Below are 14162 nucleotides of genomic sequence, written 5' to 3'. Positions count from 1 at the left end.
GGTCACGTCCACGCTGGTGCCCACCAATCCACCGAGACCGAGTCGATCAAACCGGAGATCCCCCGGTCGACGCCGACGGGGCGACCTGGACGACACGGCGCGCAGTCAGCGGCAGTGAGCGCGCACCGGACTAAGGGGTTCATGGGCCGGCAGTGTCAGCGTTGTCTGGCGGATAGGTCCTTGGTGAGGCAGGTGGTTCCGTCGGGGCTGGGGAGTGGTGCCGACTGGTAGCCTTCGCTGTGATAGAGGTCGATGTTCCGTAGGCTTTGGCGCCGGTGGACAGGAGGATGCGGCGGCAGTCCGGTTGGGCGGCGGCTTCGGCGGTGTGTAGCAGCCACCGGCCGAGCCCCTGGCTTCGCAGGTCGGGCACGACGGCGAGCCGACCCAGGTGCCAGTCGGTGTCGACGCGACGGGCCCGTACCATGCCCAGCAGTCGGCCGTCCCGCCAGATGCCGGTGGTGTGCCAGGTGGCCAGCCAGTCGCGTACCTCTTCCAGCGATTCGTGTAGGGCTGGTATGGCGATGGTGTCGTTGACGATGGCCTCGTCTACCCAGCAGCACCGCTGCAGCACGGTGACCTCGGGCGCGTCGTCGGGGGTCAGCCGTCTCGCGTAGGACCCTGGCAGCGGTCCGGACAGGGTCCCGGCTCGTGTGCGTTCGCGCATCGGCCGTAGGGCGTGGGCGACGCGGACCAGTTCGTCCAGCAGGTCGACAGCCGCCGTGTCGTGGGCCGTGTCGGGCCGCTGCCGACCATTTTCCGTTGCGTCACCGATGCGGATCGCGACCGTGGCGCCCAGCGGAACCAGGCGCAGCGTGGTCACCACCTGCTTAGCGTGCTGAACCGACCGGGTGCCTGCCGACGTGTGGCCGTAGCTGACGAAACCGATCGGCTTCCATGCCCATTCGCGGCTGAGGTAGTCCAGCGCGTTCTTCAGGGTGGCTGGCATCCCGTAGTTGTACTCCGGCGTGACCGCGATGAACCCGTCCGCCGCGTCGACAATCGTGCTTCACCGACGTGTGTGCTCATGTCGGTAGACACCCGACGACGGGTGTTCCTCTTCGTCCAGGAACGGCAGGTTCAGATCGCCGAGGGGCACCGGCACAAGCTCGACGCCGAGTTCCGCGGCACGAGGGGTGATCGTCTCGATCAGCCACTGTCCCAGGGCGGGGCCGAGGGCGCCGGGGCGGGTGCTGCACATGAGCACCAGGACACGGATCGATTTCGTTGACATGGAAACGAAGCTTAGATGCTAGATTGATTACATGTCAACGAGACGGCCGGCCAGCAACGTGCGTTGGTTGAACCCCGACGAGGAGAGGGCGTGGCGGGCATTTATGCGTGTGATGGTCGCCGTTCGGACCGGCACAGCGCGCGACCTGGCCGCGATCGGCCTCTCCGAACCCGACTACGAAGTACTCAGCACGCTTTCGGAGCAGCCCGACCACACCAGCACCCTGGGGAAACAGGCCGACAAGATGGGCTGGTCACGCAGTCGGCTGTCCCGGCACGCCAGTCGGATGGAAGCGCGCGGTCTCCTGCGGCGCACACCCGACCCGACCGACGGCAGAGGCTGCCTGCTCGTACTCACCGCGCACGGGCTGGACACACTCGACAATGCCGCACCGGCCCACCTCGAGTCAGTACGACACCACTTCATCGACCGGCTCGCCCCGGAAGACCTCATCGCCATCGAACAGATCGACCGGAGGCTGGAAGAACCCCTAAGCGGCGACGATCGACCACCCGAACGGCACCCGTCGGCATGATCGTCGATGGGTAAACACACTCATCTCGGCCAAATCCGCGAGCCGTCGGGCCGCCCCCACCGTCACGTTGCGTAGCTGGTGAGCTTCAGGAACGGACCGCCGTCACCCCTGCCGACCGACGCAGTCGAGCGGGCGGGCGAGGCGTACCGTCCGGGCGCTTTCCGGCCGACAGGTTGCTGGCTTGCGGTCGCGGTCGGGGCGGTCACGGCTGGATTGTTCGCCGCGGTTGAGCGAGGGCGGGGGCCGGGCGGAGGTCGCTCATGGTGCGGTGTGGTGGAGACCGGCGAGGACGAGGGTGATGACCTGGTCGGCGTTGGTGCGGTAGCTCGGGTGGTCGTGGGTCGCGCAGATGCCTTGTAGGGCGACCATGACGGCGCCGGCGCTCACGTCGTCGCGGATGGTGCCGGCCTCTGCGGCGGAGGTCAGGAGGTCGGCGATGACCTGGTGCAGGGCCTGGGCGCCCTCGGCCAGGGTGTCCGAGCGGGTGGCCATGAGTGTCGCGAGGGTGCGGGCGAGGCCCTCGTGGGCGTGCAGGTGGGTCACGAAGCCGCGCAGGAAGGACTCCAGCGCCTTGTCGGCGGGGAGGGTGGCGTGCAGTTCGCGGGCGCGGTCGCACAGTGCGGCGAGTTCTTCGCGGTAGACCGCTTCGGCCAGGGCTTCCCGGGTGGGGAAGTGGCGGTAGAGCGTGCCGGTGCCGACGCCGGCCAGCTTGGCGAAGTCGTCGAAGCGCAGGTTGAAGCAGTTGTTGGCGAAGAGTTCGCGGGCCTTGGCGATCAGGGCGTCGCGGTTGCGGCGGGCGTCGGCGCGTAGCGGCTTGGCGTCGGTCACGTGAGGTCCCATGTTGACAAGTGGAGACTGTCTCCATATTTTGAAAGTGGAGATAATCTCCGATTATAGGGTACGAGGTGGCTCGTGAAGATCTTGATGTTCGGCCGGGGCGTGATCGGTGCAGCCTATGGGTGGGCCCTGGAACGGGCCGGGCACCACGTCGAGTTCTATGTCCGGCCGGGGCGGGCGGCGGCGTACGGGGATGCGATCGACGTCGATCTGCTCGACGCGCGACGGCGGCCGTGGGGAAAGCGCGTCGCCGAGAAGTGGCCGGTGCGCTACCGCGAGTCGCTGGAGCCGGACCATGACTTCGACCTGATCGTGCTGAGCGTGCAGCATTACGGCTTCGCGGAGGCTGCGGCCTTCCTGGGGCCGCGCGTGGGCGGGGCCACGGTGCTCGTCTTCAACAACCTGTGGGTCGAGCCGCTGACCGCGATCGAACATCTCCCCACGGAACAGGTGGCCTGGGGCTTTCCCGGGGCTGGCGGCGGTTTCGGCGACGACGGTGTGCTGCGTGGGGCGCTGCTGCCCATGGTCTTCCTCGGCACTCTCGACCGGCCGCCGACCGAGCGGGAGCGGGCCGTGCGCCAGGTGTTTCGCGGAGCAGGGTTCAGGATCCAGAAGAACTCCGACTTCCGGGGTTGGCTGGCGATCCACTTCGTGCAGAACGCGGGTCTGCACACGCAGAGCCTGAGGCGGGGTTCCCTGTCCACGTTGACGCGCGGCGACGTACGCGAGGCGATCCTTGCCGTCCGCGAGCTGCTACCGCTGGTCGAGGCTCGCGGCGTCGATCTGCGGCGGCATCGGGCCGACCTGCTGCCGTTCACCGCGCCCGTCTGGCTGGCCGCACCGGCACTCGCCTGGCTGCTCGCTCGTTTCCCGCCGATGCGCCGGGTGACGACGGCTCACGCCAACCCCGAGGAACTGCGCGCGGTCTGCCGCGACACGCTGGCGGAAGCGCGCAGGCTGGGGGTGGACGTGCCTCGGCTGGAGGCAGCCGAACCCTACTTCACCGACGCGAGCGCGGCTGGGGTGTCGGGGGCGGGTTCGTCGTAAGGAAGGGTCCCCGGCTGACGCCTGGCTGGCGCATTACAGGGACCCTTCCTTGCTCAATACGTACGCGGGTCGGCCGGGGTCGGGCGCTGTCTTATTCGACCGGCTGCGGGACGGGCTGAAACGCGACGTCGGTCACGTCGGCGACCAGCTCGGTGAAGTCGGTGCCGTACGCGGCCGGCTCGATGATGCGCAACACCAGCGCGAACGGTCGATTGGCGCCGTAGGTGCGGGCGAGTTCGGGGTGGTGCCTGGCCAGGTAGCGGGCAGCGGCGAGGTTGCTGCCCGCTGTCAGGCCGCCGATGAAGAAGATCGGGCGTCCACCGACCGGGCCCCAGAACCGGGCGAGCAGGACGTAGCTGGTCTCCGGGCTGAAGACGTACTCGGTGCCGCCGACCATGAACGATCTCCGACGTTTCTCCTCGTCGAAGACCTCGTACGTCACGCCACGGAGGATCGCCCGTACGTGCGTGACGCTGCGCGGACTCGCACCGCCGGGGCCGCCGACGCAGAACTCGGTCAGCCGGCCGATCTCCCCGGTCGGCTGGTCCTCGCCGACCCGGTCCGCGTGCGCGCCGCATTCCCGGGCGATAGTCGCCAGCTCCACCAGCGCGGCGACGTCGCGGCGGTGGACGCTGAACTCGCGCGGCGACGACGCGTGCCGGGACACCACCAGGAGGCAGCTCGCTCCGGCGGTCAGGCCGAAGAAGTCGCGTGCGCGGTTCAGCTTGTGCCGACGTAACAGGAACCCCGCGAGCCAGACGGCCGTACCGGCGATGACACTCGCCAACAGATTGATCAGAAGGTCACCCACGCCTTGATGATGTCCGATTGCGGTGCCGGGCATCATCATCGCGTGGATGCCCGCCGAACCATCGTTCTGGTCGACGACCTCCGTTCGTTCTTGGATGGCCGCAACGCCGAGGTGGCCCGGACGAGCGCTGCCGGAGTCGAGCTTCTCAATCGGTACCGGGACGGGTGCCTGGACGAGCTGTGGCTGGACCACGACTTGGGCGGGGACGACACGATCTGGCCGGTGGTAGAGATCCTGGAACAGGCCGCCTTCGAGAAGCGGCCCTTCGACATCGGCGTCATCAATGTCCACTCCGCCAACCCAGTCGGCGTTGCGAAGATCGCCCAGGTCTTACGGCACTGGGGCTATCGCGTCCACGTCGCGTCGGGCTCCACGGACGTCGGCTACCTCGGCGGCCCCACAGTGAGCTGATCGATTCGACCGGACCGCGACCCGAGCCGTGACGCCCGGTCGGCGGCAGATCAGTGCGCTGTCAACCCTTCGATCGGTACGAGGAACGTAGGCATTTCAACGATCACCCAATCACGGCAAGGTCATCCCGCCACAGGCACCAGCCCTCGACTGGGCGGTGAGACAGCGGGTGCACGACCTCAAGGTTGCGCTCGTCAAGTAAACACCTCGATCCACTGTGCTGTCATCGACAGGTCCGGGTGCATGCACCCGGAAAGCTGGTTACTGTGCGTGACGAGCGCCTCGCGGCATGTGCGGACATCCCTGGGCTGGGTCCGGGTGCACTACGCTTCGAAGCCGGCCTGCCCAACGCGGCGCCGGTACCGCGCGTCACTGAGCCCAAGGGTGGCAGCACCGTTCGAGTCGGGCCAGGCTCCGGGGAGCCCGCTCATAACGAGCGGGCTCCCGAAACAACCCAACCGTGCAACTGCAACCGCGTGGAGCGCACCAGGTGTGGATGCCCCACCACTGCCGATCCAAGTGAGCATCACCGTGACCGTGTGCAGGTTGCCGCGCTCGGCGTGCGGCGAGCCCAGCTAGGCTGTGCGCCATGGAAGGAATGGCATGGCTCTTGCTGTGCCCGTGCGCGTTCTTTGTGTTGTTGTTCTTCGCTGCGGTCGTGATCCTCTGGTTTCAGACCAAGCCGGGCAGCCGGTAGCTCGCCGTCGGAAGAAGGCGCTGGCGTGCGGACCTTGGCGACTCTGGGGCGTAGGGCCTCCTGCCCGACCCGGAGCCGGTTATCCGACAGCTTCAGATGTCGCCGACACGGCCGCTCGTTTGGCAAGCCGTGACGCTCGGATCGCGGCAAGTAAGCGCGGTCACGCCGAGCGGCGTCGGCCTGTAGCGGCGCCCGGCCAGGTCGTGGACGACCCGGCACCGGGTATGTGGATACGCCCCTGGTTACCGTGTGGTGGTGGCAGGTTGCGACTGTCGCCATAGGGTCAGGTGTTCGAATGCATCGCTTAGTTGCCGGGCGATGTCGGGATCAGCGGTCGCGGAGACTTCGGCGGCGAGCACGTCCGCGGGTATCGGGCCGGACAGCCAGTCGTTGACCTCGCGCCAGAAGCCGTTGTCCTGCTGCGATGAGACGAGAAGGTCGCTGACGAGTACGGCGAGTTGCCGGGCCGCGGGTTTCCCAACGTGCACCGGCCACGCGGCGAGATAGGGCGAAACGTTCTGTCCGCATTCGGCGATCGTGTCCAGCACCTCCCACGGCTCACACACGCTGGGCCACGTCGAGGTGGTCTTCCGCCACCAGGCCCACGCGAAGTCGCTCATCACACGCCGTTCATCGTCCGAACCCGACCGCCACAGGCCCGCGAGCCGAGGCGGCAAGTAGATGTGGTAGCTCCAGTCGTTCATTTCGCCGTTTGCCACCAGCTCTAGGAGCCGGGGCATGAAATGGTTGAGGTACCGCTGATCACCCCACGTCGTCGTCGACTTGAACAGCAGCGGACCGAGCTGCTCGGCAGTAACGTGGCGCAGTGGCGTTCGGTGCAGCGCTTCGACCTGCTCCGGGTCAACGCAGTGGTCGCAGTATTCGACACCCTCGACCAGCTGGTACCGGCCGAATACCCGGTACAGGTCATCTACCGCCGCCTGCAGCTCGCTGGGCATCCGGTCAGGCTAACAACGAGGCCCGGACGGCAGGACAGTCAGATGCAGTCCCGACCAGCGACGATCGATGCGCTGATCGCGGCAGATGAGCGCACTCGGCGGCGGGAGTCGGTGGCCGTGCACCACCAAGCCCACAAGTTGGGACAACGCGTCCGCAGGCTCTGGGCCTTACGATAGGGCCGCCTCGTATTAGCGGAACAGCTATATCGAACAGATTAGTGGAGATAAGTTGCCTGAGAAGCATTTCTGGACCGACGACCACGCGGCGCTCAAAGCCACTCGCCTACTCCTTGCAGCTATCGATGACGCAGAGGGACACGGTCAGAACGATGGCGAGTTTGAGTTCTTGGACCCGATCGAGCAGGGCCAAGCATTGATCGGGTTAGTCGAGCTTTCCATCCACTTGGCATACGAGGCGTATGGTTCGAAGGCCCGAGCTGAAATCGCGGGTATGGCCAGCCTTATTGAAGCAGTGGGGGTTCGCAAACCTCAAGAGTAAGCCGAAACGCGCTCGACCTTACTGACTGACGATGAGACCGACATGGAAGGTCCTTGCGGAGATTCTTGTGCTCGCCAACGTCACGCCACATCGAACAGTACGATCCCCGCCACGATCCCGGTCAATCAGGGCGGAGGGTCTTCACCATTTTTTATCGGGCCAAGATAATCCGGAGGCCGGCGTCGGAGACCTCGCAGAACATGATCGAAATAAGGTACGCCGAAATGCCCTCGATCCAACGTCGTCTACACCCGCATGATCGCCGACCAGAAACGCCGGCAGGCGGCGGGCCCGGGAGGGCACTCGGGGACGACTCTGCAATCCAGAGTGATCGACCTGACCCCGGACATCGGCCCTTCGGACAAGCCACTTCCCGGACCCGCCACCAACCACCCTGAACCCCTGGTGTCAGCGGCGCCTTGACATATAGGAGTGCATGAGAAACGCGGCTGACCCGTCAGCCGAACGTCTTAACGATTTCAAGCGCTCCTAACCTCGCATTGACGGTCTCGTCTGCTTCCGGCTCGACAAAGCACGTTGAGGTGCCCCAGAGGCGACTCCTTCCGGTGGCGCCGTTCTAAGAGTGCAGGTGTTCATCGAACAAGGTGTGCGCGCCCTCGAACTCGCACTCCTCAACAAAGTCCATGCCCTGCTCCAGGCGAATCTGAAAGCTAAGCCGCGCCGATGTTGTGGCGCCGACGTAGGCCATGTGGCTGTTCCAATCCCACTCAAGTACGTGAACCCCCTCTTTTTCGTCGAGGAGACCGAGATCGCTCTTGTATGCGAACCCGTCGAGGGTGATCTCGGCATCTATTTGGGCCTGAATGAGGAAGGTGGTGTCTTGGTAAGTCTCGTAGGTCTGCCAAATCAGTGTCGACTCGTCTGCGTCTATCGCGCCGATCGAAAGTCCTTCAAGCTCACTCGGGATACCCAGCTCCGTGAAGTCGAGCCCCGACGTTGCTGCGTTGACGGTCTGGACATCCTCGCCAGCGAGCTGTTCCACCGCTTGGATGACGGCGTCCTTGACAACTTCGTCGGCCGTTGGCGGCCTGGTCTCCGCATCGCGGACGCGGGTGGCGAGCGCAAGGAACGTAGCTAGCTGCTCGGGGGTCTTTGCGAGTCCGGCCACCATCGGCGCGAGCCTGGCATGCTTTAGGAGTTGTTCGAAATCCGCTACGCGGGCCACTTGTCCAGCGATATTCTCAATTTCGGTACATAGCTCGGGCGCGAGGGCACCGGTCTCGTCGCAGTAGTCGGTGGAGTTGTTGGTGACCAGAAAAATCTCATCGCCAGCTTTCGACTCCATCGCGACCTGTTTGGTCGTCTCCCAGACAAGAACGTCGCGGAAGCCCTTTCCGCTGTCGGTGAAGGGTTTTAGACGGGCAAGGTCACGCTGGAGTACAGTCTCGATGTCGACGTGGTCCGGGACTGGCGCGACCTGCACGCCCAGTGACACTAGCTTCTCGCGCGTCTCCTCCTCGAACGCTGATTTGTCTGGCGTAGCGGTCACCCGGGTGCTGTCGACCAGGCTACTGCCGTCGATGCCCATCTCAGTGAGCTTCTCGCGAGACTTCTTGATGCCGGCAATCTTCCCGTTCGCGGTCTCGATGGCCCTCCGGGCTTCGGTCTCCCAGTGTCGGGCCGTCTCTCGGAGAACCACATCAGGCAGCACCACCTGAATCTTCGAGTCGTGGCACAGAGTGAGCAGTTGGATCCACGCAGTGGACTTCATCATGACATCGGCAAAAGTGGCGGTCGTGTCAACGATGACTGTAATCAAACCCCGCCTCCCGCTGCCAGGCTCGAAAGATATCATCCAAATACCTGTGGTTCGCGCTCTGTGCACCGAACAAGCGAATCCGGCGGCCGGCCCGCCGTTCGCATTGGCGACGGCGAGGCGATTGGTACTGCCAGGCATCGGGCGATGTCCAGAAGCCGTGCCCTGGCTCGTCTCCGGCCACAGCTTGACGATGCCGGATGAGTGCGCACGGGCTCGGCGGAACGAGGGCGCCGGGTCTGCTCGTCGAGCGGGGCGTCATTCCACCCGCGGTGGCGGCGTTCGCGGATCATCTCAGTTGCCGATTCAATCGTGGTCATTCTTCAACGTCGGCTGTGGCATCTGCGGCCTCTTGGTCGAATGCTGAAAAGATGAATTCGTCATCAATCTTGTCCGGATGAAAACTCTCCATATTTAGCACAAACTCAAGAAGCGAGCAGAGTGCCGCCAGAGCAAACCGGGAAGCATGGATGGGCGTCCCGTCGATCTTTAGCAAATCTTGCTTATGTGGCCCAGGGGTGCCATGAACAACTCGCGAGCGATAACCATACATCGCCTTCATGGCGTTGTACGTAGATTTGCTTCCGCTCCAGCCTGCTTTTGTCAGGAGGACTGCGGCACGCAGGCTAATGCGATGCACGGTTTCACTGAAGCCGGAGCCAAGTATCGCTTCAAGCGCGATGCTGAGATCGATAATCCGGTCCTCGTCCTCCTCGCGCTCGTATGAGCGAACGAGTCTGTGCGCGGCCACTCTAACACTTGGATGAGAACCGGCAAGCGCCTCCGCAATGGCAATCACCTTGGCGAGCGCTTCACCATCAATTGAGCCGCCAGCGCGGCGGCCCATTGAATCAATGCGGAGTCCGTATTCACGCAGCAGATATATGAACGGCCTTTCGGGGTCTTCTAGATTGGTCGACCAGCCGCGGGGAAAGAACCCTACTTGTGCATACGTAGCTGAGCCCGGCGCGATGATAGCTAACGCCTGAAAGAATCGATCCATCGCGTCGGAGGCTTCCTCGCCGGGTGAGATTGCGAAGAAGTCACCGTAGCCTCCTGGGATACACGACACGTCCGAGATGCGGAGGGCCTGCGATGCGGCGGCCAGCTCCGTGGCATCGTGTCGTGAGACTCGGATGGCGCCACTAAAGCTTTCCTTCAGATCGGCGGACATTTCGATCAACTCATACTTTCCGAATGAGCCGATCTCTTGAAAATCAGATCCCAGAATCGGCACTACGATGTCGACGCGTGGATCGGCGTTCAGTATATAGCGGAATTGCTGGGCGCACAGGGAGCGAAAGGTGGCCTCGTCGACTTCGTTACCGGATCGGGAGGCGGCCGCGGAAGCGAGAGTCAAGGGGATCGACTCGATTTCATGGACAATTAGATTGTCGCGATCGTTCAAATCAGCGTCGGGCATCATGAACTTTCGGGCAGCAGTCTTGCGATCGAAGATTCCAGAGATTAGTTCGCCCAACCCAGAGAGGGGCTGAGGGCTAGCGCCGTCAGCGCCGGGTTCCTCGCGACCTTTCTCGGTTGTCGTATCATCAGCGACATCTTGTGCGAGTCCTGCATGCAAGGTATGCAACGCGCTCGCGGCCGGAACCATGACGAGACTGAAAAGTGACTCGTCCCAAAAGTCCGATGACTCGCCCGCGTATGGGATATCCGACTCGGCATTCGCCGCTTCTGGCATAAATATGCACCAATCCAAAGACCTGAGGTCCAGTACGCTACGTTATTCTGGAACGAAGGTCCATCGCTTCGCTAGTCTTTTTGCCGAACGATCGGCGCATGCAGCGATGAGGTGCCGAGGCATGGGCCGGCGATCGATGAGGCGGCAAGATCGAGTGCCCTCTCATCGGCATGAGCGTGCAGTGGATCATCGCGGCGGACCGCGACGCCTTTGCCTTCTTCATCGCCGTTTGCGGGTGCTTGGCGACCGGATGTGCGCGGCGGCCAGTCCGGCGAGGCGACCATTAGGATCCCGGACGTGTCTGATCTTGCTGCGCGGTTCGCCCAGCTCGCTGGCGAGTACGACTTCCGAAAGAGAGCGGCGACCGCGCTCGTCGGGCGCTGGGAGTGGTACACCTGGCCGGGCCTTGATCTTCGTCCGTTGTACTTCGAACGGGACCTGCGCAGGGCTGGCCGCCGGTTGGACGCCAGACCGCCGGTGGATCGGGATGTCCTGCGCATCGGGTTCGACACCGAGGGCCGCGCGGTGGTGATCGAGAAGTACAGCGGTTTTCTTCACGGCCGCCTGTACTACGAGACGTTCGTCGGCCACGACGGCGACGTGGTCGAGGCGGCGCACTTCGATACGGACCGGCCCATCTACCTACACGAGTACCGCTTCGTGGACGGGTTGATGCGCTCGGCCGACATGGTCGCGCGGGGCGGCTCGGGGCGGGAGTCGTACGCATACACCGATGGGCGGATCAGCCGCGTCGGGATCGAGCACGACGGACGGGCGCCTTGCGTGTTGACGGCGGAGCACGACGACCGCGGCTTGGTCCGCGTCATCGAGGTCATGGACCGCCGGTCCGAGGTGTGCTATGAGCGGCCGCCGACTGGATTCGACCTCGAAACGGCGTGCCGAACCATCGAGGACGCATTCCTCACGCTGATCCCGGACGCCGTGGCGCGCCTGGTGATCGACGGCCCCGCCGCCTGCGTCGCGCTGAGCTACTACCGATCGGACGCGCTGTCTATCGAGGTCCACGGGGCCACTGAGGACGAGCGCGTCGCCCTGGCAGCGATCGACGCCCAGGCAGCTTGGTCGCCGGCCGACTTCGAGGCCAGTACCGACGTCGACCTCGACCTCGATGACGCAAAATCGGTGCGGCTGGTACGACAGGAGCTCGCCCTGCTCGACGCCGGCGACCTCGATGCCGTCGCCGGATCCGAGGTGGGCCGGCGACTGTTGTGCGCGGTGGCGGCTCGGCTCAACCTCCGCGACTGGTCGGACACGCTGCCAGTCGCCGACGACTTCGTGGTGTACCCGGCCGACCTTGAGCTGGTCGACCTGGAGCGGAACCTGGCCGACTGCCTGCCGCCGGACCGGCTCGCTCGGCTACGCGAGCGCGGCCTGCTGTGACTGACCCCGGCCAGGCCCGACCTCCGCATCCGCACATCGGCTATGAGCGGAAGCCGAGGGAACGGCTGGGCTAAGGAACATCGGTCACGCAATGTCACCGACTTGGGTCGCCGGGAGGTCACACGGCAACTTGGCGGGAGCAGGCCGAACGCCGCGCGGTATGCCTTGTGGTCGTGCCTACCTCTGCACTCGGACCTGTACGCCGACAACCGGAGCGACCCTTCATTGAGGCTGCTCATGTTGCCCCTGCGCTGCCTGCACTGGAAGGGTCAGGCGGTCTCGGTCTTCAATCGGTGCCCCGTGTACGGCTGGGATGGCCGCTGGAAGCACGCGCCGGACACGCGGGTTTCAACCGTGCGGAGGTGTCGGAAGCCTTGGCGGCGGTAGTAGTCGTGCAGGCGGTGGTTGGTGGTCCAGGCATCCAGTCGTAGCCAGGTCAGGCCCGCCTCGTATGCCCGGCCGCCGGCCCAGTCCAGCATCTCGCCGCCGAGGTTCTGGTTGGCGTGGCGTAGCGGGATCATCATTTTCGCCGCGTACAACGCGTCGGCGGGGTCGTCCTCCGCGTGCCACAACGCCTCTGGGTCCCGGTCCGGCTTCCATAGGCCGTCCACATCGACATAGGCGGTCAGCGTGATTGTGGCGATCGGTTCCTCACCGTCCCACACCATCCAGGTCTGCCCGGCCGAGACGGTTGACGCCACGGCGGACCGGGGCAGCGGGATGGACCATTGCTCCTCGCCTTGGGCGGTTAGCCAGGCGACCCGCTCGCGCCGCCAGCTCATGATGATGTCAACGTCGCGCGGCCGTGCAGGAACGATGATCATTTTGGTGCTTCCTCTGGCCGGAACTTGGCGATGATGGACGGGTCGCCGTGGGTGCTGACGATCCGGTTGCGGTCGCCAGCGAACACGGTGACGGACACCCGGACCGGCCGCTTCTGGGTGTAGCCGGTACGGATGAACAGCAACACCGGAGTGCCTGGCGGCAGTTGCAACAGGGACGCTTCCTCGGGCGTCGGCATCCGGGAGACGTACTCGTCGTAGTAGCCCGTCTGCGGGTATCCGCGTTCGGCGAGGAGCCGGGTCGTGCCCTGCGGGATGTCCCGGGGTGACAGCAGCTCAGTGATCTCGTTGGCCAGGTCCATTGGGTAGTACGTGTCCTGCACCGAGGACGGATCTCCGTTGATGTGGCGGACGCAGCGGCGCAGCACGGCTGCGGAATCGGGCTCGACGTGCAGGTGCTCAGCGAGGTCCTTCGGCAGCAGCTCGATTGTCAGCCGGAAGTCCTGCGACGCCTCGTAGCCCTGTTGCGTGACCTCCGACCGCCAGGCATCCGTCTCGGCCGTCGGGCCGGCCGGCATCTCGGCGCGATGGGCGTGGAAGGTGAGGGTGATCCGCTCCCGGACGAGCATGCCGCCGCTCCGGCCAGGCACACGCTCGACCAGACCCTCGTTGATCAGCAGAGCGGTGGCGTCCCTGACGGTGTTGCGTGATGCGGCGTAGTGGTCCTGGAGCTGAGTTTCGGTGGGCAGTCGGTCACCCACGCGGAGGGCTCCGGAGGTGATCTTCTCGCGGAGTTCGGAGGCGATCCGGCGGTACTTCGGCTGGCTCACGCTCACACCCTTTCTCGTTACGTCCCAACCAATCTATCGGGATGGTCTTGACTGAGGTCCATCTCACTGCAATGGTTGGTACGAATCCAACGTTACCGGCAGTCGGGCGAAGGACACGAGGAGGCAGGGGTGAGTGCTGAGGCCCGGGAGCTGGCTCGCGACATGGAGCGGGTCAACCGCGCGCTCGAAACCGCCCGCCTCTTCCTCGCTGGTCTCGATCAGGCCGACGACGCACGTGAGTTGCGGCGGCGGACCTACTCCCCGCTTCGCACGCTCATCGAGCAGGCAGAACAGTCGGCTGCCCGAGTGACGAAGTACCTGCGGGATGGGTCCCGCTCGTGAGCCTGGTGCGGGGACCGCGCCGCTTCCCCCGTTCGGAGCGGTCCCCGCACCCACTGGTCGGGGTGCGCGGTCGGTGCCGGGGAGGGCCCGGCCGTGCATCTCTCAAAAGGAAGGTGATGGCAGTGCGCGTCAAGTGGTTCGTACCGGCCAACGCCGAGCACTCGTTCCACCCGTTCGGCCTCGCCCCTGTGACCACGCCCATCGCCGATCCCTCCATCGATCATGAAGTTGACCGGTCGGCAAGCGCTTACCCAACCCGCCAACCTCATGATCAACGCGTTGCGGGCCTGGGTGGCTGGCGTGG

At 64.9% G+C, this 14162-nt stretch carries 14 protein-coding genes and 1 pseudogene; 7 read left to right on the top strand and 8 right to left on the bottom strand.

Annotated elements, in window-relative coordinates; translation table 11 throughout:
• Positions 1-155 precede the first annotated feature (155 nt).
• Positions 156-1198 (bottom strand): annotated as a pseudogene (locus tag C1I95_RS24570) (GNAT family N-acetyltransferase).
• 64 nt (positions 1199-1262) lie between these two features.
• On the opposite strand from C1I95_RS24570, the gene C1I95_RS24565 reads away from it, so the two are divergent.
• The gene (locus C1I95_RS24565; RefSeq protein WP_111217069.1) at positions 1263-1766 is read left to right on the top strand and encodes a MarR family winged helix-turn-helix transcriptional regulator; all 504 of its coding nucleotides are present in this window, start codon (positions 1263-1265) and stop codon (positions 1764-1766) included.
• A gap of 258 nt (positions 1767-2024) precedes the next feature.
• Here C1I95_RS24565 and C1I95_RS24560 read toward each other — a convergent pair whose 3' ends face one another.
• The gene (locus tag C1I95_RS24560) at positions 2025-2606 is read right to left on the bottom strand and encodes a TetR/AcrR family transcriptional regulator (protein ID WP_233513859.1); all 582 of its coding nucleotides are present in this window, start codon (positions 2604-2606) and stop codon (positions 2025-2027) included.
• 72 nt (positions 2607-2678) lie between these two features.
• Here C1I95_RS24560 and C1I95_RS24555 point away from each other — a divergent pair, with 72 nt between their 5' ends.
• Positions 2679-3650, top strand: a complete 972-nt coding sequence (locus C1I95_RS24555; protein WP_111217065.1) for a ketopantoate reductase family protein — start codon at positions 2679-2681, stop codon at positions 3648-3650.
• Between the two features lie 91 nt (positions 3651-3741).
• Here C1I95_RS24555 and C1I95_RS24550 read toward each other — a convergent pair whose 3' ends face one another.
• Complete coding sequence (locus C1I95_RS24550) at positions 3742-4461, bottom strand: hypothetical protein (protein WP_111217063.1); 720 nt, start codon at positions 4459-4461, stop codon at positions 3742-3744.
• A gap of 42 nt (positions 4462-4503) precedes the next feature.
• Between C1I95_RS24550 and C1I95_RS24545 the strand changes: the two genes are divergently transcribed.
• On the top strand, positions 4504-4872 hold the full coding sequence (locus C1I95_RS24545) for a cyclic-phosphate processing receiver domain-containing protein (RefSeq protein WP_111217062.1): 369 nt from the start codon (positions 4504-4506) through the stop codon (positions 4870-4872).
• Positions 4873-5811: 939 nt separating this feature from the next.
• On the opposite strand, the gene C1I95_RS24540 is transcribed toward C1I95_RS24545, so the two are convergent.
• Positions 5812-6528 (bottom strand): hypothetical protein, encoded by a 717-nt coding sequence (locus C1I95_RS24540; RefSeq protein ID WP_111217060.1) that lies wholly within the window; start codon positions 6526-6528, stop codon positions 5812-5814.
• Positions 6529-6757: 229 nt separating this feature from the next.
• Between C1I95_RS24540 and C1I95_RS24535 the strand changes: the two genes are divergently transcribed.
• Positions 6758-7027 carry a hypothetical protein gene (locus C1I95_RS24535; RefSeq protein ID WP_111217058.1) on the top strand — a complete coding sequence of 90 codons (270 nt, stop codon included), beginning with the start codon at positions 6758-6760 and terminating at the stop codon, positions 7025-7027.
• A gap of 577 nt (positions 7028-7604) precedes the next feature.
• Here the strand turns inward: C1I95_RS24535 and C1I95_RS24525 are convergent.
• Both C1I95_RS24525 and C1I95_RS34880 read right to left on the bottom strand, forming a co-directional pair.
• Positions 7605-8843, bottom strand: a complete 1239-nt coding sequence (locus tag C1I95_RS24525) for a PIN domain-containing protein (RefSeq protein WP_158566459.1) — start codon at positions 8841-8843, stop codon at positions 7605-7607.
• A gap of 277 nt (positions 8844-9120) precedes the next feature.
• Complete coding sequence (locus C1I95_RS34880; protein WP_146605820.1) at positions 9121-10503, bottom strand: HEPN domain-containing protein; 1383 nt, start codon at positions 10501-10503, stop codon at positions 9121-9123.
• Between the two features lie 252 nt (positions 10504-10755).
• Between C1I95_RS34880 and C1I95_RS24520 the strand changes: the two genes are divergently transcribed.
• Entirely contained in the window at positions 10756-11904 is a 1149-nt protein-coding gene (locus tag C1I95_RS24520) for a hypothetical protein (RefSeq protein WP_146605819.1), read from the top strand.
• A gap of 269 nt (positions 11905-12173) precedes the next feature.
• Here the strand turns inward: C1I95_RS24520 and C1I95_RS24515 are convergent, their stop codons facing one another.
• The gene (locus C1I95_RS24515) at positions 12174-12728 is read right to left on the bottom strand and encodes a GNAT family N-acetyltransferase (protein ID WP_111217052.1); all 555 of its coding nucleotides are present in this window, start codon (positions 12726-12728) and stop codon (positions 12174-12176) included.
• Complete coding sequence (locus tag C1I95_RS24510) at positions 12725-13516, bottom strand: GntR family transcriptional regulator (RefSeq protein WP_111217073.1); 792 nt, start codon at positions 13514-13516, stop codon at positions 12725-12727. Before C1I95_RS24510 ends, C1I95_RS24515 begins: the two co-directional genes overlap by 4 nt.
• 129 nt (positions 13517-13645) lie before the next feature.
• On the opposite strand from C1I95_RS24510, the gene C1I95_RS24505 reads away from it, so the two are divergent.
• Together C1I95_RS24505 and C1I95_RS36560 are read left to right on the top strand one after the other, a co-directional pair.
• Positions 13646-13858 carry a hypothetical protein gene (locus tag C1I95_RS24505; protein WP_233513858.1) on the top strand — a complete coding sequence of 71 codons (213 nt, stop codon included), beginning with the start codon at positions 13646-13648 and terminating at the stop codon, positions 13856-13858.
• Positions 13859-13980: 122 nt separating this feature from the next.
• A partial coding sequence (locus C1I95_RS36560; protein WP_233513857.1) for a hypothetical protein occupies positions 13981-14162 on the top strand: 182 nt, incomplete at its 3' end.

This window comes from Micromonospora craterilacus, assembly GCF_003236315.1.
Taxonomy (GTDB): Bacteria; Actinomycetota; Actinomycetes; order Mycobacteriales; family Micromonosporaceae; genus Micromonospora; species Micromonospora craterilacus.
The sequence above is the reverse complement of the archived record's forward strand: the minus strand, read 5'-3'. Positions and strand labels throughout refer to the sequence as shown.

Coding starts and splice junctions, on each gene's coding strand:
- C1I95_RS24565 (WP_111217069.1), top strand. CDS start 1,263: ATGTCAACGAGACGGCCGGCCAGCAACGTGCGTTGGTTGAACCCCGAC.
- C1I95_RS24560 (WP_233513859.1), bottom strand. CDS start 2,606: ATGGGACCTCACGTGACCGACGCCAAGCCGCTACGCGCCGACGCCCGC.
- C1I95_RS24540 (WP_111217060.1), bottom strand. CDS start 6,528: ATGCCCAGCGAGCTGCAGGCGGCGGTAGATGACCTGTACCGGGTATTC.
- C1I95_RS24525 (WP_158566459.1), bottom strand. CDS start 8,843: ATGATATCTTTCGAGCCTGGCAGCGGGAGGCGGGGTTTGATTACAGTC.
- C1I95_RS34880 (WP_146605820.1), bottom strand. CDS start 10,503: ATGCCAGAAGCGGCGAATGCCGAGTCGGATATCCCATACGCGGGCGAG.
- C1I95_RS24515 (WP_111217052.1), bottom strand. CDS start 12,728: ATGATCATCGTTCCTGCACGGCCGCGCGACGTTGACATCATCATGAGC.